Source organism: Pseudomonas sp. AK-TSAG1-1 (assembly GCF_056821665.1).
Window position 1 is genome coordinate 4,067,668 of record NZ_CM165965.1, and the last position, 21,624, is coordinate 4,089,291.

Consider the following 21,624-nt stretch of genomic DNA (forward strand, 5'->3'; position numbering starts at 1 on the left):
ATTCGTTACGACTAGCGAAATTGCGCGAGGAACCGCAAGTCGTTGTCGAAGAACAGACGCAAGTCGTTCACGCCGTAACGGAGCATGGCCAGACGCTCGACGCCCATGCCGAAGGCAAAGCCGGAGAACTCTTCCGGATCAATGCCGGACATGCGCAGCACATTCGGGTGCACCATGCCGCAGCCCATCACTTCCAGCCAGCCGGTCTGCTTGCAGACGCGGCAGCCTTTACCGCTGCACATCACGCATTCCATGTCGACTTCAGCGGATGGCTCGGTGAACGGGAAGTACGAAGGACGGAAACGAACAGCCAGCTCTTTCTCGAAGAACACCCGCAGGAACTCTTCGATGGTGCCTTTGAGATCGGCAAAATTGATGTCGCGATCAACCAGCAGGCCTTCGACCTGGTGGAACATCGGCGAGTGGGTAATATCGGAGTCGCTGCGATACACGCGGCCTGGGCAGACGATGCGGATCGGCGGCTGTTTCGATTCCATGGTGCGGACCTGTACCGGCGAGGTATGGGTGCGCAGCAGCATGTTTGCATTGAAGTAGAAGGTGTCATGCATCGACCGGGCCGGGTGGTGGCCTGGGATGTTGAGCGCTTCAAAGTTGTGATAGTCGTCTTCGACCTCAGGGCCTTCGGCGATGCCGTAGCCAATGCGGGTGAAGAACTGTTCGACACGTTCCAGAGTCCGGGTAACCGGATGCAGACCACCGGAGGTCTGGCCACGGCCCGGCAACGTCACATCAATGGATTCGGCAGACAGTTTGGCAGCCAGTTCGGCTTCTTCAAACAGCGCCATGCGCGCATTGAGAACGCCTGTGACACGTTCCTTGGCAACGTTGATGAGCGCACCGACTTGCGGACGCTCTTCTGCCGGCAAATTCCCCAGGGTCTTCATCACCTGAGTCAATTCACCCTTTTTGCCAAGGTATTGAACCCGGATTTGCTCCAGGGCATTGATATCTTCAGCGCTTTGCACAGCCTCTAGTGCTTGAGAGACCAGCGCATCCAGGTTTTCCATGTACAGACTCCAGATACAAAATAGGGGAAGAGCTTGAAGGCTCTTCCCCTATTTATGACGTTTAACACCTGGCCCCACAGAGGTGAGGCCGGGTGACTGTCGGGGGTACTTAAGCCAAGGTGGCTTTAGCTTTCTCGACAATCGCAGCAAACGCCGCTTTTTCGTTCACTGCCAGATCAGCCAGAACCTTACGGTCGATCTCGATGGACGCTTTTTTCAGGCCAGCGATGAAACGGCTGTAGGACAGACCGTTAACACGAGCACCAGCGTTGATACGAGCGATCCACAGAGCGCGGAACTGACGTTTTTTCTGACGACGGTCACGGTAGGCGTATTGGCCTGCCTTGATTACCGCTTGCTTGGCAACACGGAATACGCGGGAGCGTGCGCCGTAGTAGCCTTTAGCAAGTTTCAGAATTTTTTTGTGACGCTTACGGGCAATGACGCCACGCTTTACACGAGCCATGAGTTACTTCCTCTATTCTTGACTAAAATTAACGAAGGCGCAGCATGCGCTCGACTTTTGCCACGTCAGACGGATGCAGCAAGCTGCTACCGCGCAGTTGACGCTTACGCTTGGTCGACATTTTGGTCAGGATGTGGCTCTTGAAAGCGTGCTTGTGCTTGATACCGTTAGCAGTTTTCAGAAACCGCTTAGCAGCACCACTTTTGGTTTTCATTTTTGGCATGTTCGGATACTCCGCATTCAGTTGATAAACATAATCAGAAGGCCTGCCGTGCCCTGTTGATTACTTCTTCTTTTTCGGGGCGATGACCATGATCAGCTGGCGTCCTTCCATCTTAGGATGCTGTTCGACCGAACCGTACTCGAGCAGGTCAGCTTCAACCCGCTTGAGGAGTTCCATCCCCAGCTCCTGGTGGGCCATCTCACGGCCGCGGAATCGCAAGGATACCTTGGCCCTGTCCCCGTCACTCAGGAAACGTACCAGGTTGCGCAGTTTTACCTGGTAATCCCCTTCCTCCGTCCCTGGACGAAACTTGATTTCTTTTACCTGAATCTGCTTCTGGTTTTTCTTCGCCGCTGCAATCTGCTTCTTCTTTTCGAAGATCGATTTGCCGTAGTCCATCACCCGGCAAACCGGTGGGACTGCGTCAGCAGAGATTTCTACCAGATCAAGCTTTGCTTCTTCAGCAATACGAAGCGCTTCATCAATCGAGACGATGCCAATCTGCTCGCCATCAGCGCCAATTAACCGAACCTCGCGTGCCGAGATATTCTCGTTGATCGGGGCTTTCGGTGCAGCTCGTTTATCTTGTCTCATTTCACGCTTAATAATAATTACTCCGAATCTGGGCGACCACGCCGGGAAACCGCTTGCGCGAGAAACTCAGCGAACTGGGCGACGGGCATCGAGCCCAGGTCAGCACCTTCACGAGTACGCACAGCGACAGTCTGCATCTCGACTTCCTTATCTCCGATAACCAAAAGATAGGGAACCTTGAGCAAAGTATGCTCGCGGATTTTAAAGCCGATCTTTTCATTTCTCAAGTCGGACTTGGCACGAAATCCGCTTTCGTTGAGAGTTTTTTCAACCTGGGCGACGAAATCTGCCTGTTTATCAGTGATATTCATGATCACTGCCTGGGTTGGCGCAAGCCACGCAGGGAACGCACCTTCGTAGTGCTCGATCAGAATCCCGACGAAACGCTCGAACGAACCGAGGATCGCACGGTGCAACATCACCGGATGCTTGCGGCTGTTGTCTTCGGAGACGTATTCAGCGCCCAAACGGACAGGCAGGTTAAAATCGAGCTGCAAGGTACCACATTGCCAGACGCGACCGAGGCAATCTTTCAGCGAGAACTCGATCTTCGGACCGTAGAACGCACCCTCACCCGGCTGCAGGTCGTAAGGCAGGCCCGCAGAATCAAGGGCTGCAGCCAGTGCGGCTTCAGCGCGATCCCACAGTTCGTCGGAACCCACGCGTTTTTCCGGACGAGTGGACAGTTTCATCTCGACATCGGTAAAGCCGAAGTCGCGGTAAACGTCCATGGTCAGCTTGATGAACGCAGCGGACTCAGCCTGCATCTGCTCTTCGGTGCAGAAGATGTGGGCATCGTCCTGGGTGAACGCACGAACACGCATGATGCCGTGCAACGCACCCGACGGCTCGTTACGATGGCAGGCACCGAATTCGGCCAGACGCATCGGCAGCTCGCGGTAGCTCTTCAGGCCCTGATTGAACACCTGCACGTGGCATGGGCAGTTCATCGGCTTGATGGCGTAGTCGCGGCTTTCCGACTCGGTAGTGAACATGTTGTCGGCGTAGTTGGCCCAGTGCCCGGATTTCTCCCACAGGCTGCGATCGACCACTTGCGGGGTCTTGATCTCGAGGTAGCCGTTGTCACGCTGCACCTTGCGCATGTACTGCTCGAGCACCTGGTACAGGGTCCAGCCATTCGGGTGCCAGAACACCATGCCCGGCGCTTCTTCCTGGGTGTGGAACAGACCCAGGCGTTTGCCGATCTTGCGGTGATCGCGTTTTTCCGCTTCTTCAATGCGCTGGATGTAAGCCGCCAACTGCTTCTTGTCAGCCCAGGCAGTACCGTAAACGCGCTGCAACTGCTCGTTTTTGGCATCGCCGCGCCAGTAGGCGCCGGACAACTTGGTCAGCTTGAAGGATTTCAGGAAGCGAGTGTTCGGCACGTGCGGACCGCGGCACATGTCGACGTATTCTTCGTGGTAGTACAGGCCCATGGCCTGTTCGTTCGGCATGTCCTCGACCAGGCGCAGCTTGTAGTCTTCGCCGCGAGCCTTGAACACTTCGATCACTTCGGCGCGCGGAGTGACTTTCTTGATGACGTCGTAATCTTTGTCGATCAGCTGATGCATGCGCTGCTCGATGGCGGCCATGTCGTCCGGAGTGAAAGGACGTTCGAAGGCGATGTCGTAATAGAAGCCTTCGTCGATGACCGGACCGATGACCATCCTGGCCGTCGGGTACAGCTGCTTGACCGCATGGCCAACCAGGTGCGCGCAAGAGTGGCGAATGATCTCCAGCCCCTCTTCATCCTTTGGCGTGATGATTTGCAGCGTCGCGTCGCTGTCGATGATGTCGCAGGCATCGACCAGCTTGCCGTTGACCTTGCCGGCCACGGTGGCCTTGGCCAGACCGGCACCAATGGATGCGGCGACCTCGGCTACGGAAACCGGGTGATCGAATGAACGTTGACTGCCATCGGGAAGAGTAATAGTTGGCATGGCGCCTCCTCTCCTAGTGGTGACCCCTACCAAAGGTCACGTGGGTTGGGATGAGCCAGTACAAGATCCGATCCAGGCCATTCAATGACGAACGCCTGCCTTACAGCGGCAGGAGCCTTGCGGCCAACCGGAAAACCGAACCAGAGTGACTGGGATTCAAATCAGAATGTTCGCACGCTGACCGCTGCCGGGGCTGAAGGCCGTCCGGAGCCTGAGAACGCTTGAGCCCGGCATGCTAGCACAGATGAGCGGTCATCGACTCGCACGATTTGCAGCGATGAAGATTTGTGCATTTTTGCGGCGCAAAGTGAACTTGGGATATACGCTTTGCCTCAAATAGGCTGAGAATCGTCGCCGATATCAAACCAAGGAGTTTCAGACATGCGCCTTATCCGTCTTTTTGCTTTCGCGGCCCCGCTGGCCCTGCTGCTGCCGCTGAGCGCCAACGCGGCATGGCCTGCTGGCGTCAAAGACCAGTACATGAATGACTGCACCAAAGCTGCTGCCCAAAGTGTCAATCCAACTGTGGCAAAACAGCACTGCACGTGCGGTGCCGATGTCCTGGAGAAAAAATTCACCACGCAGGAAATCGCGCAGTTGATGGACAAGAACACCCCGCCAAGTGGTGAACTGGGCCAGCGCGCACTCAAGGAAATCTCGGTTTGCCGAGTGCAGAAATAAGCACTGACGAATGATTTTTCGGGCCTGCGGCAGTCTTAAAACCGCCAAAAAGCCCCTGATTTGGATAATTTACGCAGGTTTTATAGCTTTTTTTACGCCCTGAATTTTCGGACGAAAGCCTCTGAAACCGGGGCCTGCAGACATTTCAAAGGTTGAAATGAATGCAATATGAAAGCAAACAGCACGTCCGGGGGGCTACCAAAGCGAACATTTCGACTATGATACCCGGGTGTGCCCAGTTGGCCTGAGCAGCACAGTACTACTGAAAATATATGTTTCTTGGAGATACACCATGTCTAATCGCCAAACCGGCACCGTTAAATGGTTCAACGATGAAAAAGGCTTCGGCTTCATCACTCCTCAAGGTGGCGGTGACGACCTGTTCGTACACTTCAAAGCTATCGAATCCGACGGTTTCAAAAGCCTGAAAGAAGGCCAGACCGTCTCCTTCGTGGCTGAGAAAGGCCAAAAGGGTATGCAAGCTGCACAAGTTCGCCCAGAGTAATTTCTCGGCGCACTAAAAAAACCCCGTCCATGTGACGGGGTTTTTTATGCCTGCAACAAAAGCTGTCTGTGATCAGCCGCAGTTGACGCGGGTGACCACCAGATTGGCGTCCGTGTTCAGGTTCAGGCGATCGGAGCGATATTCCAGGGTGATCATGTCCGTCGGCTTGAGAAAGCGGGCATTTTGCGCACCAGACTTGGCACGCGCCTGATCCAGCAGCTGCGGCGAAGCTTTTTTACCAATGGCAAATTCCGCTGCCGTTGCTTCACAGCGGCTATGACCGGCATCGGTCGCCACAGGATCCTTTGCCGACTCGCTGGAAGTTGTGCTGCAACCGGCCAACATGGCAACGGCCATAAGTGCACCCAGAGACGCGAACTTCAAAGGCATGAAGCCTCCTTCTTTCAAATGGTTAAGCTGAGATCGTGCGACCGCCAATCCGGCGTTTGGTTTCACAGCAAGTGCCATCACCCTGCCCCACGATCCGGAAAAACGTCGAGTCTGCCTCAAGAACGGGCAACGCATCCTCAGACAATCGTCACCGAATATTAACGAAGCTCAGTAGATGTCGATGTAATCGTGTGGCGGATTCGGCCAGTTGTCCTTGAGCGCATTGAAAATCTGCATGACCCAGACTTCATCGCTGGCCGCCACGTTGCCGACATACCCCGAACCCTTGGCCCAGGTCTCCAGCCGAAACAGCAGGCCATCGATGTCCTGACCACCCGTCACGCCGCAAGAAATGTAGGCAATCCCACCCTTGGTCACACGCAATTGTGTGTGCACATCATCGCTGGCCGAAGCCAGTAACTGGCGCACAGCCTCGACTGTCAGGCCATCGGGGATGTTCAAATCAATCTGCACAGCGCATTCCTTGGATCTGCCGGAAAAGACCAAGTGTCGCATAGCATCACGCTCATGCCTAAGTCGCAGTGCCAAACGCCCGACAAAGTGGTTAACTCGCCCTCAGACATTCCCGACTTTTCGAGCGCACTCATGAGTACCGTAAGCATCACCGCCGACATCAAAGTCCTGTGGCCAAAAGGGCACAGCTCGTATAGCCCGGGCAGTTCGGAGGAGCTGGCATTGATCAGCATCGATCTGCTGGTCAAGACGATGGGAACCCAAGGCGCACAAACGTTTATCGCTCAAGTGTTCGAACGGTATCAGCATGATCAGAAAAACACGCAGGACACCGAGAGAGAGTAAAAACCCGCAGGTCGGCGCCTGCGGGTCTTAAGCCTTACTTCAAGCGCTTCAGACGCTCGGTCAGCAGATCGAAGAAGCCCTGGGCGTCGCCGTTCTCGACCCAGAATGCATTTTTCGGTTGCTTCAGGCCGTCGTACCAATCAACGACGGTCTGACCGAAGGTGATCCCTTCACGGCTATCGATAGCCACGTTCACCGAACGGCCGGTAAACAGCTCAGGCTTGAGCAGGTAAGCGATGACGGTAGCGTCATGCACCGGGCCGCCCGGGATACCGTAATGCTCCATGTCCCCCTTGATGTACTCATTGAGGATGTCGCCAACAATCTTGCTTGCGTTGTTGTTGAGCGCGGCAATTTGCTTCAGGCGAGCGTCGCTGGTGAGGATCTTGTGGGTCACGTCCAGCGGCAGGTAAGTCAGTTTCACGCCGCTCTTGAGCACCACTTCTGCAGCCTGCGGGTCGGCGAACAGGTTGAACTCGGCGACCGGGGTGATGTTGCCGCCATTGAAGTGCGCACCGCCCATGATCACCACTTCCTTGATGCCCTGAACGATCTCCGGCTCCTGGATCAGCGCCAGCGCCAGGTTGGTCTGCGGACCGAGCATGGCGATGGTGATGCTGTGCGGCTTGGCCTTTTTCAGGGTGTCGATCAGGTAGTTGACCGCATTGCCTTCGGCCAGGCCTTTTTTCGGCTCATGCACGGTGACACCCGACAGGCCTTCCTTGCCATGGATGTTCTCGGCATAGATCGGCGTGCGCATCAGTGGCTTCGGCGCACCTGCGTATACCGGAACGTCCTCGCGCCCCGCCCACTCGCGGGCCAGACGCGCGTTACGCGAAGTCTTGTCGAGGCGCACGTTGCCGGCCACGGTGGTCAAGGCACGGATGTTCAGTTCGTCCGGCGAGGCCAGGGCGAACAGCAACGCAACCACGTCGTCGGCACCGGGATCGGTGTCGATGATCAGGTCGATCTTTTCAGCGGCCTGAGCGCCGGTGGCGGAGATAAAAGACAAAAGCAGCAGACTCCGAAGCAATTGTTGCAGTTTTTGAGCATAGCGGTGCATGGCGCATTCCTTGTGCTGATGAAAATGTAAGGGTCGAAAACCCGGTTAAAACGTGACGCCGGCGACCAGCACGATGTTGCAGTACGGCTGACATTCGCCTGTACGAACAATCGCCCGCGCCTGTCGGCTGAGCACTTTGAATTGCTCATGAGTCAGCAGGTCGCGCCGACCGAGGGCGCCTTCTTCCTGCAATTCATCCAGGGTGGTCAAGGCCGTTGGCTGCTTGTCGAGAATTTCGTTGGCCAGCACATGGCTTTCCACCTGCATCTCGCTGAGCACGACTTTCAGGGTGCTGACGAAATCCGGAACACCGTGGGTCAGCGCCAGATCGATCAGTTCGACACCCGGCGGCACCGGCAGACCGGCATCACCGATGACCACCATGTCGCCATGCCCGAGGGAGGCGATCAGTCGCGACAACGCGACATTGAGCAAAGGAGTCTTTTTCATGCGGGTTTGAACGCCTGTACGTCGGACATGGTTGGAATGGAAGGTTGCGCGCCAGCCCGAGTCACAGACAACGCGGCCGCGATCTGTCCGTAACGGATCGCTTCGGCTTCAGACTTGCCACTGGCGAGCGCCGCCGCAAACCCGCCAACAAAGGTATCCCCCGCTGCCGTGGTATCGACAGCCTGCACTTTCGGGGCCGGAAAATGCTCGAAACCCTGACCATTGGCGAACAGCGAACCTTGCGCGCCGAGGGTGATGATGACCTTGCCTGCGCCCATCGCGATCAGATGGCTGGCCGCGCTTTCTGCGGTGTCCAGCGAATCCACTGGCAGCCCGCTCAACGCGGTGGCTTCGCTTTCGTTGGGAATCAGGTAGTCGATTGCCGCAAACCAGTCTGCCGGCAACGGACGACTGGCCGGTGCCGGATTGAGAATCACGGTCTTGCCCAGCTCACGCGCACGTTTGAGCGCATGCCCCACCGTCGCATCCGGGATCTCGAGCTGGCAGATCACAACATCGGCGGCCTGCAGCACCGCATCAAAGCGGTCAATCACCGCAGGCGTCATGGCACCGTTGGCGCCAGCGACAATCACGATGGCGTTCTGACTGTTGTCATCCACCACGATCAGTGCCACCCCACTGGAATTCTCCACCGTGCTCACTGCCTGGCAATCGATCTGCTCGGCCAGCAATGCGTCACGCAATTGCACACCGTAGTCATCGTTGCCAACACAGCCAACCATGGCAACCCGTGCACCCAGGCGCGCAGCAGCCACCGCCTGATTGGCGCCCTTGCCGCCGGACACGGTGGCAAAGGAATGACCGATCAGCGTTTCACCGCCCACGGGCAGCCGTGGCGCCCGGGTCACCAGATCCATGTTCAGGCTGCCTATTACCACTACATTTGCTGGCATACATCACTACTCGTCAATTCGGTTTCAGCGGTACTCAGTGAACACGCCGGACAGCGGCGCAGTCGATTCGCGCAAGACAATACTCGGAGTCACGATCCGTTGATCGGTGACCAGGCTCGGGGTGGCAATCCTTCGCAACAATACTTCGGCAGCCATCTCGCCCAACTGCAGGATCGATTGACCGACCGTGGTCAGCGCGGGGTACACATAACGGCTCATCTGGATATCGTCGAAGCCGATCACCGACAGCTCGCTCGGCACCCGCACATTGCGCTCGGCCGCCGCGCGAAGCACGCCAATACCGATCATGTCGTTACCGGCGAAAATCGCACTTGGCGGATTGTTTTCGAGCAGGATCGCTGCCGCGTTGTAGCCGCCGGTGCTGGTGAAATCGCTTTCCAGCAGACGCTCTGGCCGAACCTTGATGCCCGCCTCCTTCAATGCCCGGCAAAAACCGGCCTGACGCATTTGCGCCACGCTGGTGCTCGACGGACCGCCGATGGTAGCAATGTCTCGATGCCCCAGTTCCAGGAGGTGCCGGGTCGCCAGATAGGCGCCATATTCATGGTCAATGCGCACCAGATCCGCATCCACGCCATCGAGCCCCCGGTCGACAATGACCATCGGCGTTTTCACGCCGGCCAGCCCTTGCGCAAGCCCGGTGTCGCCACCGGCGGAGGCGACGATCAGGCCGTCGATGCGCTTTTCCAGCAGCACACGCAAATAGCTGCGCTGTTTTTCCGGGTTGTCGTCAGAGTTGCAGAGGATCACGCAGTAACCGTTACGCTCGCAGTAATCCTCGATGCCCCGCGCCAACTCGGCAAAATACGGGTTGAGGCTGTTGGGCACCAATAAGCCAATAGTCGCAGTGGTCTTGGCTTTTAGTGAGCGCGCCACGGCACTGGGCACGTAGTCGAGGCTTTTGATGGCCGCCTCGACTTTCAACCGCACCTCCTGGCTGACCGGGCGCGTGTTGTTCACCACATGAGAAACGGTGGTGTAGGAAATGCCCGCGAGCGCCGCCACATCCTTGATCGTTGCCATGACTTAGCCCCGTCGACTGGCGCGTTGACTGCGATAGGTATCGAGTACGACCGCGATGACGATCACAGCACCAGTGATGATGCGCTTGGTCGGCTCGGTCGCACCGATCTGCGCCAGACCGGCGGCCAGCACCGAGATGATCAACACACCGAAGAAGGTACTGATCACCGAACCGCGACCACCCATCAGGCTGGTGCCACCGATCACCACGGCGGCGATCACTTGCAACTCCAGACCGGAGCCGGCATTGGGATCCGCCGCTTCCAGACGAGAGATCTGGAACAGCGCCGCGATCCCCGCCAGCAGCCCCATCAGGCTGAACACCAGAATCTTGTACGGCTTGGGATTGATCCCGGCCAGACGCACCGCTTCTTCATTGGTGCCGATACCGATCAGATAGCGACCGAACACCGTGCGCGTCAGAACCGCTTGCGCAATGAAGATCACCAGCAAGGCAATGATGAACGATGGCGAAATGCCGAACGCAATCGGGTTCGACAGCCAGGCAAACGAGTCACCGATGTAGGCGGTACGCGAACCGGTCATCTGGTACGCCAGACCGCGCGCCATTTCCAGCACGCCGAGCGAAACGATGAACGACGGAATTCGCCACGCCACGGTGATCGACCCGGTGACCGTGCCGGCCAGTGCCGCCACCGCCATGCCGAGCAACGCCGCCGGCAAAACGCTCCAGCCCCAACCGAGAATCGCCACGCTGACCGTCGAAGCGGCAAGCGCCAGCACCGAACCCACCGACAGGTCGATGCCACCGATGATCAACACGAAGGTCATGCCCACTGCCAGCACCATCAGATCGGGGATCTGGTTGGCCAGGGTGCTGAAGGTGTTATAGGACAGAAAGTGGCTGCTCATCACCGAGAACAGCGCCACCATCGCCAACAAGGCACCGGCCAGGCCCAGATAGGTGCCCAGACCGTAGAAATTGCCACTACGTTTGCCGGCAGAAGATGCAGTTTTCATGGGAGTTCCCTAGGCGCCGCTTCATTGAGCAACGCATCACGTTTTTGGTAGCCGGCGAACGCGGCGGCAAGCAAATCATCCTGAGTCCAGCTGTCGCGCTCGAAGGTGTCGATCAAACGCCCTGCCGACAACACACCGATCCGGTCGCAGATCAGCATCAGCTCGCGCAGGTCACTGGAAACCACCACCAGCGCTTTGCCCTGGCGAGTCAGGTCGCCAAGCAAGGCATAAATATCGAATTTGGCACCGACGTCGATGCCGCGGGTCGGCTCATCGAACAACAGCACCGAACAATCGCGCTCGAGCCAGCGGCCGATCACCACTTTCTGCTGATTGCCGCCGGACAGCTCGGAGACCAATTGTGTCGGGCTCGAACTGCGAATGCGCATGGCGTCGATCTGACGCTTTGCCAAGGCGATTTCATCGCTGTTGTTGACGACACCACCCCTGGAAATTTCCGGCATGTTGCCCAGCGCAATGTTGGCGCTGATCGACTGGCTGAGCAGCAGGCCTTCGCCCTTGCGGTCTTCGGTAATCAGGGCAATGCCATGGTTCACCGCGTCAACCGGGGAGCGCACGCTGACCGCCCGCGCCGGCGAACCCAGCGCAATCGTGCCGCTGTCGGCCAGATCGGCACCGAAAATCAGCCGCAGCAATTCCGTGCGCCCGGCTCCGATCAACCCGGAAATCCCGAAGATCTCGCCGGCACGCACTTCGAAGGAAACATCGCGCACCTTGTCGGAACGGGTCAGGCCCTTGACCGTCAGTGCCGGCGCGCCAATCTTGCGCGGCCCCATGTCGATGTGTTCGCCCAGCTCGCGACCGACCATCAAAGTGACCAGTTGCTCACTGTTGTAATTGGCCATCGGTTCGACGCAGACCAGATTGCCGTCACGCAGCACGGCAATGCGTTGCGCAACCCGCGCCAGTTCTTCGAGACGGTGGGAGATATAGATGATCGAGACGCCACGCGCCTGCAAGCGAGTGATCTGCTCGAAGAGCATTTCCACTTCACGGGCAGTGAGCATGGCCGTCGGCTCATCGAGAATCAGCACATGGCAATCGCCGATCAGGTTGCGCGCGATCTCGACCATTTGCTGATGCCCGATACCCAGCTCGCCGACCAGGGTGTCCGGATCAATGGCATCGAGGCCGACCTGAGCCATGGCTTCGATGGCAGCTTTGCGCAATTGCTTGCGACTGATCCAGCCACCGTTGCTCGGCAGGTTGTCGAGAAACAGGTTTTCCGCCACCGACAGGGTCGGCAACAGATTGAGTTCTTGCATGACCATGCGCACGCCCAGCTCTTCGGCTTGGGTGCGGCTGCCCGGGCGGTAGTCCTTGCCCTGGAATTGCATCTGGCCTGTGGTCGGCGTGACCAGACCACCAATGATCTTGGACAACGTGCTTTTACCGGCACCATTTTCGCCGGTCAGCGCCAGCACTTCACCGCGCATCAGCGTCAAGTCGATGCCTGTGAGCACCGGCTGCGCATAGGTCTTACCGATACCGCTGACCGAGAGGACAGCGTTCGGGGCGGAAACTGACATAAAAAACTCTCCATGCGCTCGCCCGGACGGACGAGCGCCGTTGTGTCGCCAGAAGACTTACTTGGTGACCAGCTCGACCGGCGTTTCGATCACGCCATTGACGCCGCTGTCGACTTTCTCGCCCTTGAGGATTTTCAGCGCGGTCTGGATACCGAACACGGCCTGCTTGGCGGCGAACTGATCGGCAGTCGCCAGCACACGACCGTCCTTGAGCATCGGTTTGATGGCGTTGATATTGTCGTAGCCGACAACCTGTACCTGCCCGGCCTTGCCGGCAGCACGCACAGCGGAAACGGCGCCGACGGCCATGCTGTCGTTACCCGCCAGCAAGGCTTTGACATCCGGGTATTCGCTGAGAATCGACGCAGCAACCTTGTTGCCCTTGTCGATCTCCCAGTCACCGGATTGCAGCGAGACGACCTTGATCTGCGCCGCGTCCATCGCATCCTTGAAGCCGGCGGTGCGCTGCTGGGCGTTGGTGGTGGTGGACACGCCTTCGATAATGCCTACTTCGTCACCGGCCTTCAGTTGCTTGGCCAGATACTCGCCGACCAGACGCGCACCCTTGCGGTTGTCCGGACCTACGAATGGCACGCTGATGTTCTTGCTTTTGACGATTTGCGGATCAAGCTGATTATCGATGTTGATCACGGTGATACCGGCATCGACGGCTTTCTTGATCACCGGCACCATGGCCTTGGAATCGGAAGGCGCGATGACCAGCGCGTTGACCTTCGCCAGAATCATCTGCTCGACGATGCGGGTCTGGCCAGCGGTATCGGTCTCGTCCTTGATGCCGTTGGAAATCAGATCGAAATCGGCGGAGTGTTCTTTCTGGTAGGCCTTGGCGCCGTCTTCCATGGTCAGGAAGAATTCGTTGGCCAGGGATTTCATGACCAGCGCGACTTTGGGTTTTTCCGGGGACTCGGCGAAGGCCGAAGAGACAGGTAGTGCGGCGGCTGCGGCAGCCAGCATAGCGACAGCAAGAAGACGTCCAGCAAATGGCAGCTTCATGGGTTCACTCCGATCTTATGATTATTGTGAGCAACGCTCGCGCTGGCGTAAGCTGGATCGCTATCTTCCGGGCAACAGTGCACCGAGAAAGCCGCGCAAACGTTTGCGTAGACCGAACTATGCGAATGCCGTCGACATTTGTCAACAATCAGAAATCGGTATCGAGTGCCGGGCGAATCCGCTGATTCGCCCTTCGATGCTCAGGCCGTAGTGTCGACCATGCTGCCGCTGGTGGAGTTCTTGGTCATTTCCTTGACGAGCGCCGCCGCAACTTCCATCAGTTCCCCACTGGTTTGCGCGATCTGGCCCTGCACCGACATCACCGCCTGCGACTTGGCTTCAGGTGTCGGATAGCTCGCAGCCTGAGCGGCCGCCAGTTGCTGTTGCTGCTCCTGCAGCTGCTTCTGCAATTCCTGCATCCGCTTCAACAGCATTTTGACCGTGACGCTCAGGTTATCGCCGCTGTCTGCGCTGTCAGCCTTGCTGGCTTCTTGCGCGGGACCACCGGTTCTGACCTGATTGCTCGGTTCTTTTTCAACGCCCAGCGCCGCGTCAGAAGCGTCCGCCTCCGCCTGGTTCATGGCGTTGATCGTCGCTGCGGTTTTACCGCCGATGGTGACTGCACCGGGATTTGAAAAGCCGATCGTCAGTGACATGTGAACTCCCTAAATTAGCGTTTCCTTGAACACCCATCGGCTTGCTGATGGGTTTCTTTAGCAGAAAAGCAAGACGATTCGTTCGACAGCACTCGTAGTCCCTTTCGGTGAGCCGAACGCGAAAGCTTCAAATGTTCGGAAACCCGGATAAACGATCTGCTGCGCGACTTTCCAATCCACAAAATATTGATGTAAATCATTAGGTTAAACATTTCTCTAAAGCAAAGTACGGCTGGTACAGATCCTGCTCCCTAGCCTGCACCCCGGGCATTCAGATCGGCCTGGGGCGCATCTAGATGAACCTGCATCAGCACCGTCTCACTACTAGAGAGAAAAATAATGAAATCTGCTTTCAACACCTTGGTACCGGGCGCTTTGGCCCTCCTCCTGCTCCTGCCGACCGCTCTCCAGGCAAAAGAAGTCGAAACCCAGACCAAACTCGCCAACGTCGTGGTACTCGCGACCGGCGGCACCATTGCCGGTGCTGGCGCCAGCGCTGCCAACAGCGCCACTTATCAGGCAGCCAAGGTCGGCATTGAACAACTGATTGCCGGCATTCCCGAGCTGAACAAACTGGCGAATGTGCGCGGCGAACAAGTCATGCAGATCGCCTCCGAAAGCATCACCAACGAAAACCTGCTGCAACTGGGCCGCCGCGTGTCCGAACTGGCCGACAGCAAGGACGTCGACGGCATCGTCATCACCCACGGCACCGACACCCTGGAAGAAACCGCCTACTTCCTGAACCTGGTCGAGAAGACCGACAAGCCGATCATCGTGGTTGGCTCGATGCGTCCGGGCACCGCCATGTCGGCGGACGGCATGCTCAACCTGTACAACGCCGTTGCCGTTGCCAGCAGCAAAGATGCGCGCGGCAAAGGCGTGCTGGTGACCATGAACGACGAGATCCAGTCCGGTCGCGACGTCAGCAAGATGATCAACATCAAGACCGAAGCGTTCAAAAGCCCTTGGGGTCCGCTGGGCATGGTGGTTGAAGGCAAATCCTACTGGTTCCGCCTGCCAGCCAAGCGCCACACCATGGATTCGGAATTCGACATCAAGAACATCAAGAGCCTGCCCGACGTAGAAATCGCCTACTCCTACGGCAACGTCGACGACACCGCCTACAAGGCTCTGGCCCAGGCCGGCGCCAAGGCCATCATCCATGCCGGTACCGGCAATGGCTCGGTGTCCTCCCGCGTCGTGCCATCCCTGCAAGCTCTGCGCAAAGATGGCGTGCAGATCATCCGCTCGTCCCACGTCAACGCCGGCGGTTTCGTCCTGCGCAACGCCGAACAGCCTGACGACAAGTACGACTGGGTTGTCGCCCACGACCTGAACCCGCAAAAAGCCCGCATCCTGGCCATGGTCGCCCTGACCAAAACCAACGACAGTAAAGAGCTGCAACGGATGTTCTGGGAATATTGATTGACCCTCGCCTGACCCTTTCCGGGTCGGGCAGCTTGCTCACCACTCGCCCGCGCGGCGGGTGGTGCTGCCACCTACGCCGAGCGCGACCTTTTCGCACAAAATAATCGACCCCACTTACACCAAAACCGGAAAAGCGCTGTCAGAGGATTTTCTTGAATTTTAAGCAGTTGCGAAAATGCTTACAGTTAAATACTGTATGCACGTACAGCCTAATAAGGATAACCTCGTGGCCACCTCTCCTGATGCTCCTGACGCTTACGAACGCATGGGCATGCGCGTTCAGAAAATCATCAATTCTCCCACCGCACAAAAAGCCAAAGCCGCATTGATCTTCCGTCTGCCGGACGAGCCGATGGATGCCTGGGAGCAACTGCTCGAGGAAATCGACGAGAACGACAACGTCACACTCGCCTATCGCGACGATGGTGGCGTGCAGATTTTTTGGGTTGTGCCGAAGGAAGATTGATTCAATGAGTGTCCGCTGTTTTGCTTTGCTGTTGCTGTTCATCGCGTGTGGTGCCCAGGCTGGCGCGCCCCGCACGTTTACCGAAGCCAAGAAGGTCGCCTGGAAACTCTATGCACCGCAGTCCACCGAGTTTTACTGCGGGTGCAAGTACACCGGCAACAAGGTGGACTTGAAGGCTTGTGGCTACGTGCCGCGCAAAAATGCCAAGCGCGCCTCGCGCATCGAGTGGGAGCACATCGTGCCGGCGTGGGAGTTCGGCCATCAGCGTCAATGCTGGCAGTCGGGCGGGCGCAAGAACTGCACGCGCTATGACCCGAGCTATCAGAAAGCCGAAGCCGATCTGCACAATCTGGTGCCGAGCATTGGCGAGGTCAACGGTGATCGCAGCAACTTCAGTTACGGCTGGCTGCCGGTGCAATCCGGCCAGTACGGCTCGTGCCTGACCCAGGTCGACTTCAAGGCCAAGAAGGTCATGCCGCGCCCGTCGATTCGCGGCATGATCGCTCGCACCTACTTCTACATGAGCAAGCAGTACGGCTTGCGTCTGTCGAAACAGGATCGACAGCTGTACGAGGCGTGGGACAAGACTTACCCGGTGCAAGACTGGGAACGCCAACGCAACCAGAGCGTGGCGTGTGTGATGGGGCGCGGCAATGAGTTTGTCGGCCCGGTGAACCTGAAAGCCTGCGGCTGATCCTCCAGCCCATAAAGAAAAGGCCTCGAACGTGGTGTTCGAGGCCTTTTTTGTGCCTAGCTGCCAGCCTTGTTGTAGCGCCAGTACCCCATCAAATTGAGCGATTCACGCGGGATGCCGCATGCCTTGATCAGATGCTTGCGCAAGCGCATGACCGCTGCGCTTTCGCCGGCAATCCAGCCATAGAATCCTTCAGGCGCGGTGTTGGCAATCTCCCAGAGGATGTCCTGGTCGATATCGACCTCAGCCAGTTCGGCAGCTTGCCCGGCCGGGGAATCATCTGCCGGCAGGAACGCCTGTTGCACTACGTCTGCCATCAACGCACCAGCAACCGCTGCCGGCGCCTGATCACGAACCAGCCACTGCACCGACAGCCCGGGCCAGTCCGGCACCGAAAGCATGTCTGGCGCGCTGTCCACTTCAAAGTACGCTTGAACCTGAGGCGGTTCGGCCATGGCGGCCAACGCTTCGAGAATGCCCATGGCCGCCGGTAATGCCGTCGCATCGGCCACCAGCAAAACCTGCCTGAGCAGCTGCGGCGGCTTCCATTCGAACCCTCCGGCCTCCAGCGCTGAAAACCCGCTGTCGGGAGCGAGAATCTGCATCGAGGCGCCCGGCTGCGCATGCAACGCCCAACGCGAAGCAGGACCGGTCTCGCCGTGCAGGACGAAGTCGATGTCGACCTCGCCTAGATCAGCGCGCAAATGACGAATGGTGTAAGTGCGCATCGCCGGTCGACGGCTCGCGAGCATCGACCGAAAGCGCGCGTACCAGCCCTCCTCCTGCGCGAGCGTTGCGGGGGTTCCATCTTCAGAAGGGAAGAACAGTTTGACGCGCTGGTCCGGCGCCCAGGTGGCCATGCCGCGGATCGAAGGGTCGGCGAGCGTGATCCGCATCATGTGCGGACTTACCAGCGTCTTGCGGTGCAGAACCGCATTGAAGAGTTTATAGGGAGCGGTGGAGGCCATGCGGAGCTCCTGCAGAAAATCGTGATTGACTCGTATAAGACGAGTCGCCTGCGATGTCCTTTAGGCCGCTCCGCTGAAAGTGCTGCTTACGGCGCGAGCGGATGCTCCACAATCACCGATTCGACGTTCTGCTTCTTGGCCTTCACCAATGCCGCGTCCACTTGTACCTTGCGCGCTTCAGCCTCGGCCTGGGAGTTGAACGGGCCAATCAGGATCCGCGTCTTGCCGCTGCTGTCCTTGATCACGGTCGGCACAAAAGCATGCTCGATCAACCAGCCACTCAGGTCACTGACAGCCTGGGGCGTTTCACCGCGTACTTCGAGGTCCCACTGCGGGGCCGACACCGCTGCAGGTGCGGCCACCACTGCGGTTTTCGGCTTCTGCACGTCTACACTCTTGCCTTCACCACATCCTGCCAATGCCAGTGCCGCGACCATCCAGACCAATTTGCGCACAACGCTTTCCTCGAAAATCTCAAAGCGGCGATCTTAACATTCATAAATACTTCGCGAGGCCCGCAAAATGGGCACAAAACAACGAGATTGATGATTGCAGCCTCTGTATAGTTACGCCCTGGGAATTAATGCCGTATCTGCGCGTCAGAAAGAGGCACCCAAACCGTGAGACTTCGCACTAATCTATACGTACCACCGACCTCTGCACTGTCTGAATCAGGTGCCCTACAAAGCAATCAAGGAGAAGACCATGCTGATACTCACCCGCAAAGTCGGTGAAAGCATAAACATTGGTGATGACATTACGATCACCATCCTCGGCGTAAGCGGTCAGCAAGTCCGCATCGGCATCAACGCCCCGAAAAACGTTGCCGTACACCGTGAAGAGATTTATCAGCGCATTCAGGCTGGCCTGACCGCGCCGGACAAGCCACAAACTCCCTGAGCCGCATCGCAGTCAGTAGCCAGTTCGTTTGCTCTGCGTAATGACTGGCTAGAGATTCACGCGCCGTATTGCCATCCGCTCCCCAGCCCACTGGGCACGGCGCCTGACACATTCATCCCCTCCGCTTCATCTGCCCCCTTCTCTCTTGCAGCGCGATACTACCTGCGACGGCCCAGCCTGGCTGTCAGACATTTCCGAGAGAGCACAGAGAATTTCCCTGTTAGCTGAACGTCACGCCTCGCGCCATGCCAGTGGCTGCAATAACCATCAGCACCAACAGCAGCGCCTCGACATGACTGATCCGCGCATACAGCTTTGCACGTCCGGTATCGAGCGCCTTGCCTCGCGATGATGCGATCCGCCACTTCACCAGCGTGATCATCGGCGCCAGCTCTATCAGCAGAATCAGCACGAACAGCATCATTTTCAAATGAAACAGCGGCTGATGCAGATAGTAGTCAGTGCCCTTCTCAAAGCCGCCGAAGGCGCGCATGCCACCAGTCACCAGCAGCACCAGCGCAGCAATCCCCCACAGATTATCGGCAAGCAAAACGCGCTTGGCCTCGCCGACGCCAGCCGCCAGCTGACTGAACGCCGTGCCACGGGTCAATACGGCCCAGAAGCCCAAGGCAAAGGCCAATAGATGAATAGCGGCAAGAAACCAGTGAACCAGCATTCGACGAACTCCTTTGAGAAAGCGCTGGAAAACGCCAGTCAGTAGTAGTCGAAAAAAGTCAGTTGCGCCCACACACCATCGTGGGGCCAGAAAGCTTCGCGCAGGAAGCAGGGAGGCAGAAAGCGCGATTTGCCAAATCGCAGGCAAAAAAAATCCCAAGCAGCTGATGGAAGCTTGGGATTTAAAAATGCATAAACCGTGGTGGTGAACGCGGGGCGAATGTTACTGAAATCCACCCCAGGTAACAACGTTTTTTTGATAACCGGTTAGTTCGTAACGCTCGTAAGCCATTCAATATCCACACAATTTTAAAGGTCGCTGGCGACGAACGGTATTTTTGTCGGCCGACATCATGAAATTCCCATCAAGGAAGGAATGCCTTTTTTACCTGCACGGGAAGCACTACTCAAGCACGGCTGGAAACCCAGCGAGAGAAGCAAGCAATGCCTCGGCATCACGACTTAGGTGTAGGGGCAGCAGACCTGATCATTGACGCCAGGGATCTCGAGCGCCCGTAAAGCGATCCGCCACATTCGCCTTGTCCCACCTGTTATTGAGTAGTTGATCAAGCACGTCTCGGCAAATAGCCGGTTTTTGATGACGGGCCCGCGCCTGGAGCAAATAGAAAGACAGGGCGAACTCATTGAGGTTAACGCCGCACTGGCGTTCTGAGGGGTGGGTTTTGCAAATCGCAGACAACAAAAAAGGGCCCACCTTTCGGTGGGCCCTTCCAGACCGCCCAGCAGAGCGGATTTTGTTTGGTAGGCGCGATTGGACTCGAACCAACGACCCCCACCATGTCAAGGTCTGCTAGGAGCAGGCTCCTAGCCCTGCTGCTCTTGGACTTCACAGAACGCCCATTCACATCTATGAGGCGTCAACAGTGGCTAATTTCCGCTTACTTCCGTCCGGCAACTGGAATGTTCAGGTACGGGTTAAAGGCAAATCTCCCCAGTCGAAAACGTTCAGCACCAGGGCCGAAGCTGAGTCATGGGCGAAACAGATCGAAGCCGTGACGATGGACCGCAAGCACCACACCATCTATACGTTGGGCATGACGTACTGCGAAACGATGCTCAAGGGGAAAGGTAGTTACGATCACGCACTGAAAATCGTGGAGCACCTGGGCAGACACTTCACCCAGCCCATTCACGAAATCACACCGCAGATGATCAATGACTTCAAGATCATGCGATTGAAGACAGTGAAGCCGTCCACGTGCAGGACGCAGCTTGCATTCATGTCCCGCTTCTACAGGTTCGCCAAGCGCGGCTTACTGATCGACATTCACAACCCTGTGAGTGATATCGCACTTCCAAAGCCTGACCGGTCTTCTGAAAAGGTGATCCGTGCAAGCGAGCTTGAGCGACTGTTGGCGAAACTATCCCCAACCATGAAACTCATTGTTGAATTGGCATACGAGACTGCTATGAGGCGGTCGGAAATTCTGAAACTGACCAAAGACTGCCTGCACCTCAAAGAACGCATTGCAGATGTGATCGATGGGAAGAACGGCACACGATCAGTTCCCCTCACCCACCGAGCCGTTGAGATTCTTGAACTCGCCCAACTGTGGGCCACCGTGGAGCGCCACCCACATGGCATGATCTTCACTGTCACTCCCCACGCCGTATCTCAGGCTGTGCGTCTGGCACGCGTAAAGGCTGGACTTGATAGCAGCGTCAGGCTTCACCAGCTCAGGCACACCAGAATCACCAATGTGGCGAAGAAAGGATTCAACAACGCACAGATCATGATCGTATCGGGCCACAGGGATACTCGATCCGTCGCACGATACTCGCACCTGAACGTCAGGGACGTACTGCACCTCATCGACTGATCAACCGAATGGACTGCCAACCTTGACGGACTTAGGGTTGGCGGCTCTAGAAACTTACCCAATACCTCCGAAAACCACGTCAAAACTAGCACTAGATTCGCCTGCTCCCGAACGAGCACTTCCGTTCTTCCCACTGTTTACTGGCCTATATGACGGCTTGTGCTAAGCCGATGGCGTTCTCATCACCGGAAATAGGTTTTGTAAGAATAGGCACCGCCATACGGTCTTCAACATATCCCATGTGATCCGTAAAGTCGTGATCTCGTAACCTTGGATGTGAAACGGTCAATATTACAGTTTTTGAACCACCAGTCTTCTGGGTCCGATGTTG

General features: G+C 57.2%; 26 protein-coding genes. 8 read left to right on the top strand and 18 right to left on the bottom strand.

Going from position 1 to position 21,624, the window contains the following annotated elements; translation table 11 throughout:
* Positions 1–11: 11 nt before the first annotated feature.
* The 5 genes from pheS to thrS form a co-directional block, all read right to left on the bottom strand.
* Positions 12–1,028: a phenylalanine--tRNA ligase subunit alpha gene (gene pheS / locus AC1UK9_RS18185; protein WP_003226365.1), complete on the bottom strand. Its 1,017-nt coding sequence runs from the start codon at positions 1,026–1,028 to the stop codon at positions 12–14.
* 109 nt (positions 1,029–1,137) lie between these two features.
* On the bottom strand, positions 1,138–1,494 hold the full coding sequence (rplT, locus tag AC1UK9_RS18190; RefSeq protein ID WP_002553161.1) for a 50S ribosomal protein L20: 357 nt from the start codon (positions 1,492–1,494) through the stop codon (positions 1,138–1,140).
* Between the two features lie 28 nt (positions 1,495–1,522).
* Positions 1,523–1,717 (bottom strand): 50S ribosomal protein L35, encoded by a 195-nt coding sequence (gene rpmI, locus AC1UK9_RS18195; protein WP_002553160.1) that lies wholly within the window; start codon positions 1,715–1,717, stop codon positions 1,523–1,525.
* Positions 1,718–1,777: 60 nt separating this feature from the next.
* On the bottom strand, positions 1,778–2,329 hold the full coding sequence (gene infC / locus AC1UK9_RS18200) for a translation initiation factor IF-3 (RefSeq protein ID WP_170929410.1): 552 nt from the start codon (positions 2,327–2,329) through the stop codon (positions 1,778–1,780).
* Positions 2,329–4,251, bottom strand: coding sequence for a threonine--tRNA ligase (gene thrS / locus AC1UK9_RS18205; RefSeq protein ID WP_025111217.1), 1,923 nt, complete (start codon positions 4,249–4,251; stop codon positions 2,329–2,331). Before thrS ends, infC begins: the two co-directional genes overlap by 1 nt.
* Positions 4,252–4,632: 381 nt before the next feature.
* Here thrS and AC1UK9_RS18210 point away from each other — a divergent pair, with 381 nt between their 5' ends.
* Positions 4,633–4,932 carry a hypothetical protein gene (locus AC1UK9_RS18210; protein WP_320328654.1) on the top strand — a complete coding sequence of 100 codons (300 nt, stop codon included), beginning with the start codon at positions 4,633–4,635 and terminating at the stop codon, positions 4,930–4,932.
* 292 nt (positions 4,933–5,224) lie between these two features.
* A complete protein-coding gene (locus AC1UK9_RS18215; RefSeq protein WP_003179963.1) occupies positions 5,225–5,437 on the top strand; it encodes a cold-shock protein in 213 nt (70 codons plus the stop codon).
* Between the two features lie 72 nt (positions 5,438–5,509).
* On the opposite strand, the gene AC1UK9_RS18220 is transcribed toward AC1UK9_RS18215, so the two are convergent.
* The gene (locus AC1UK9_RS18220; protein WP_025111215.1) at positions 5,510–5,827 is read right to left on the bottom strand and encodes an I78 family peptidase inhibitor; all 318 of its coding nucleotides are present in this window, start codon (positions 5,825–5,827) and stop codon (positions 5,510–5,512) included.
* 168 nt (positions 5,828–5,995) lie between these two features.
* The gene (locus AC1UK9_RS18225) at positions 5,996–6,301 is read right to left on the bottom strand and encodes a hypothetical protein (RefSeq protein ID WP_482578221.1); all 306 of its coding nucleotides are present in this window, start codon (positions 6,299–6,301) and stop codon (positions 5,996–5,998) included.
* Between the two features lie 132 nt (positions 6,302–6,433).
* Here AC1UK9_RS18225 and AC1UK9_RS18230 point away from each other — a divergent pair, with 132 nt between their 5' ends.
* Positions 6,434–6,646 carry a hypothetical protein gene (locus AC1UK9_RS18230; protein ID WP_025111213.1) on the top strand — a complete coding sequence of 71 codons (213 nt, stop codon included), beginning with the start codon at positions 6,434–6,436 and terminating at the stop codon, positions 6,644–6,646.
* 34 nt (positions 6,647–6,680) lie between these two features.
* On the opposite strand, the gene AC1UK9_RS18235 is transcribed toward AC1UK9_RS18230, so the two are convergent.
* From AC1UK9_RS18235 to AC1UK9_RS18270, 8 genes are all read right to left on the bottom strand, one after another.
* Positions 6,681–7,709, bottom strand: a complete 1,029-nt coding sequence (locus AC1UK9_RS18235) for a nucleoside hydrolase (protein WP_482578222.1) — start codon at positions 7,707–7,709, stop codon at positions 6,681–6,683.
* Positions 7,710–7,754: 45 nt separating this feature from the next.
* On the bottom strand, positions 7,755–8,159 hold the full coding sequence (rbsD, locus tag AC1UK9_RS18240) for a D-ribose pyranase (RefSeq protein ID WP_473013009.1): 405 nt from the start codon (positions 8,157–8,159) through the stop codon (positions 7,755–7,757).
* On the bottom strand, positions 8,156–9,073 hold the full coding sequence (rbsK, locus tag AC1UK9_RS18245) for a ribokinase (protein ID WP_473013010.1): 918 nt from the start codon (positions 9,071–9,073) through the stop codon (positions 8,156–8,158). Before rbsK ends, rbsD begins: the two co-directional genes overlap by 4 nt.
* Positions 9,074–9,097: 24 nt before the next feature.
* Positions 9,098–10,117 carry a LacI family DNA-binding transcriptional regulator gene (locus AC1UK9_RS18250; protein ID WP_482578223.1) on the bottom strand — a complete coding sequence of 340 codons (1,020 nt, stop codon included), beginning with the start codon at positions 10,115–10,117 and terminating at the stop codon, positions 9,098–9,100.
* Positions 10,118–10,120: 3 nt separating this feature from the next.
* Complete coding sequence (locus AC1UK9_RS18255; protein WP_025111208.1) at positions 10,121–11,098, bottom strand: ABC transporter permease; 978 nt, start codon at positions 11,096–11,098, stop codon at positions 10,121–10,123.
* Positions 11,095–12,648, bottom strand: a complete 1,554-nt coding sequence (locus AC1UK9_RS18260; RefSeq protein WP_025111207.1) for a sugar ABC transporter ATP-binding protein — start codon at positions 12,646–12,648, stop codon at positions 11,095–11,097. Before AC1UK9_RS18260 ends, AC1UK9_RS18255 begins: the two co-directional genes overlap by 4 nt.
* 57 nt (positions 12,649–12,705) lie before the next feature.
* Entirely contained in the window at positions 12,706–13,662 is a 957-nt protein-coding gene (locus AC1UK9_RS18265; protein WP_025111206.1) for a sugar ABC transporter substrate-binding protein, read from the bottom strand.
* A 200-nt stretch (positions 13,663–13,862) separates the two neighbouring features.
* The gene (locus tag AC1UK9_RS18270; RefSeq protein WP_482578224.1) at positions 13,863–14,318 is read right to left on the bottom strand and encodes a hypothetical protein; all 456 of its coding nucleotides are present in this window, start codon (positions 14,316–14,318) and stop codon (positions 13,863–13,865) included.
* 339 nt (positions 14,319–14,657) lie between these two features.
* Between AC1UK9_RS18270 and AC1UK9_RS18275 the strand changes: the two genes are divergently transcribed.
* From AC1UK9_RS18275 to AC1UK9_RS18285, 3 genes are all read left to right on the top strand, one after another.
* Positions 14,658–15,746 carry an asparaginase gene (locus tag AC1UK9_RS18275; RefSeq protein WP_025111204.1) on the top strand — a complete coding sequence of 363 codons (1,089 nt, stop codon included), beginning with the start codon at positions 14,658–14,660 and terminating at the stop codon, positions 15,744–15,746.
* Positions 15,747–15,945: 199 nt separating this feature from the next.
* The gene (locus AC1UK9_RS18280; RefSeq protein ID WP_482580497.1) at positions 15,946–16,215 is read left to right on the top strand and encodes a DUF1654 domain-containing protein; all 270 of its coding nucleotides are present in this window, start codon (positions 15,946–15,948) and stop codon (positions 16,213–16,215) included.
* A 4-nt stretch (positions 16,216–16,219) separates the two neighbouring features.
* Entirely contained in the window at positions 16,220–16,909 is a 690-nt protein-coding gene (locus tag AC1UK9_RS18285; protein ID WP_007961223.1) for an endonuclease, read from the top strand.
* 56 nt (positions 16,910–16,965) lie between these two features.
* Here the strand turns inward: AC1UK9_RS18285 and AC1UK9_RS18290 are convergent, their stop codons facing one another.
* On the bottom strand, positions 16,966–17,877 hold the full coding sequence (locus AC1UK9_RS18290; RefSeq protein WP_482578225.1) for a siderophore-interacting protein: 912 nt from the start codon (positions 17,875–17,877) through the stop codon (positions 16,966–16,968).
* 86 nt (positions 17,878–17,963) lie between these two features.
* Positions 17,964–18,332 carry an SPOR domain-containing protein gene (locus AC1UK9_RS18295; protein WP_025111201.1) on the bottom strand — a complete coding sequence of 123 codons (369 nt, stop codon included), beginning with the start codon at positions 18,330–18,332 and terminating at the stop codon, positions 17,964–17,966.
* A gap of 250 nt (positions 18,333–18,582) precedes the next feature.
* Between AC1UK9_RS18295 and csrA the strand changes: the two genes are divergently transcribed.
* A complete protein-coding gene (gene csrA / locus AC1UK9_RS18300; RefSeq protein ID WP_003179932.1) occupies positions 18,583–18,777 on the top strand; it encodes a carbon storage regulator CsrA in 195 nt (64 codons plus the stop codon).
* A 220-nt stretch (positions 18,778–18,997) separates the two neighbouring features.
* Here csrA and AC1UK9_RS18305 read toward each other — a convergent pair whose 3' ends face one another.
* Entirely contained in the window at positions 18,998–19,453 is a 456-nt protein-coding gene (locus tag AC1UK9_RS18305; RefSeq protein WP_482578226.1) for a DUF2214 family protein, read from the bottom strand.
* A gap of 883 nt (positions 19,454–20,336) precedes the next feature.
* Here AC1UK9_RS18305 and AC1UK9_RS18310 point away from each other — a divergent pair.
* Positions 20,337–21,293 (top strand): tyrosine-type recombinase/integrase, encoded by a 957-nt coding sequence (locus tag AC1UK9_RS18310; RefSeq protein ID WP_482578227.1) that lies wholly within the window; start codon positions 20,337–20,339, stop codon positions 21,291–21,293.
* Positions 21,294–21,624 lie beyond the last annotated feature (331 nt).

What these genes read in the sequence shown, in the direction of transcription:
- pheS (WP_003226365.1), bottom strand. Translation starts at nt 1,028, where the DNA reads ATGGAAAACCTGGATGCGCTGGTCTCTCAAGCACTAGAGGCTGTGCAA.
- rplT (WP_002553161.1), bottom strand. Translation starts at nt 1,494, where the DNA reads ATGGCTCGTGTAAAGCGTGGCGTCATTGCCCGTAAGCGTCACAAAAAA.
- rpmI (WP_002553160.1), bottom strand. Translation starts at nt 1,717, where the DNA reads ATGCCAAAAATGAAAACCAAAAGTGGTGCTGCTAAGCGGTTTCTGAAA.
- thrS (WP_025111217.1), bottom strand. Translation starts at nt 4,251, where the DNA reads ATGCCAACTATTACTCTTCCCGATGGCAGTCAACGTTCATTCGATCAC.
- AC1UK9_RS18210 (WP_320328654.1), top strand. Translation starts at nt 4,633, where the DNA reads ATGCGCCTTATCCGTCTTTTTGCTTTCGCGGCCCCGCTGGCCCTGCTG.
- AC1UK9_RS18215 (WP_003179963.1), top strand. Translation starts at nt 5,225, where the DNA reads ATGTCTAATCGCCAAACCGGCACCGTTAAATGGTTCAACGATGAAAAA.
- AC1UK9_RS18220 (WP_025111215.1), bottom strand. Translation starts at nt 5,827, where the DNA reads ATGCCTTTGAAGTTCGCGTCTCTGGGTGCACTTATGGCCGTTGCCATG.
- AC1UK9_RS18230 (WP_025111213.1), top strand. Translation starts at nt 6,434, where the DNA reads ATGAGTACCGTAAGCATCACCGCCGACATCAAAGTCCTGTGGCCAAAA.
- AC1UK9_RS18235 (WP_482578222.1), bottom strand. Translation starts at nt 7,709, where the DNA reads ATGCACCGCTATGCTCAAAAACTGCAACAATTGCTTCGGAGTCTGCTG.
- rbsD (WP_473013009.1), bottom strand. Translation starts at nt 8,159, where the DNA reads ATGAAAAAGACTCCTTTGCTCAATGTCGCGTTGTCGCGACTGATCGCC.
- rbsK (WP_473013010.1), bottom strand. Translation starts at nt 9,073, where the DNA reads ATGCCAGCAAATGTAGTGGTAATAGGCAGCCTGAACATGGATCTGGTG.
- AC1UK9_RS18250 (WP_482578223.1), bottom strand. Translation starts at nt 10,117, where the DNA reads ATGGCAACGATCAAGGATGTGGCGGCGCTCGCGGGCATTTCCTACACC.
- AC1UK9_RS18255 (WP_025111208.1), bottom strand. Translation starts at nt 11,098, where the DNA reads ATGAAAACTGCATCTTCTGCCGGCAAACGTAGTGGCAATTTCTACGGT.
- AC1UK9_RS18260 (WP_025111207.1), bottom strand. Translation starts at nt 12,648, where the DNA reads ATGTCAGTTTCCGCCCCGAACGCTGTCCTCTCGGTCAGCGGTATCGGT.
- AC1UK9_RS18265 (WP_025111206.1), bottom strand. Translation starts at nt 13,662, where the DNA reads ATGAAGCTGCCATTTGCTGGACGTCTTCTTGCTGTCGCTATGCTGGCT.
- AC1UK9_RS18270 (WP_482578224.1), bottom strand. Translation starts at nt 14,318, where the DNA reads ATGTCACTGACGATCGGCTTTTCAAATCCCGGTGCAGTCACCATCGGC.
- AC1UK9_RS18275 (WP_025111204.1), top strand. Translation starts at nt 14,658, where the DNA reads ATGAAATCTGCTTTCAACACCTTGGTACCGGGCGCTTTGGCCCTCCTC.
- AC1UK9_RS18280 (WP_482580497.1), top strand. Translation starts at nt 15,946, where the DNA reads ATGCACGTACAGCCTAATAAGGATAACCTCGTGGCCACCTCTCCTGAT.
- AC1UK9_RS18285 (WP_007961223.1), top strand. Translation starts at nt 16,220, where the DNA reads ATGAGTGTCCGCTGTTTTGCTTTGCTGTTGCTGTTCATCGCGTGTGGT.
- AC1UK9_RS18290 (WP_482578225.1), bottom strand. Translation starts at nt 17,877, where the DNA reads ATGGCCTCCACCGCTCCCTATAAACTCTTCAATGCGGTTCTGCACCGC.
- csrA (WP_003179932.1), top strand. Translation starts at nt 18,583, where the DNA reads ATGCTGATACTCACCCGCAAAGTCGGTGAAAGCATAAACATTGGTGAT.
- AC1UK9_RS18305 (WP_482578226.1), bottom strand. Translation starts at nt 19,453, where the DNA reads ATGCTGGTTCACTGGTTTCTTGCCGCTATTCATCTATTGGCCTTTGCC.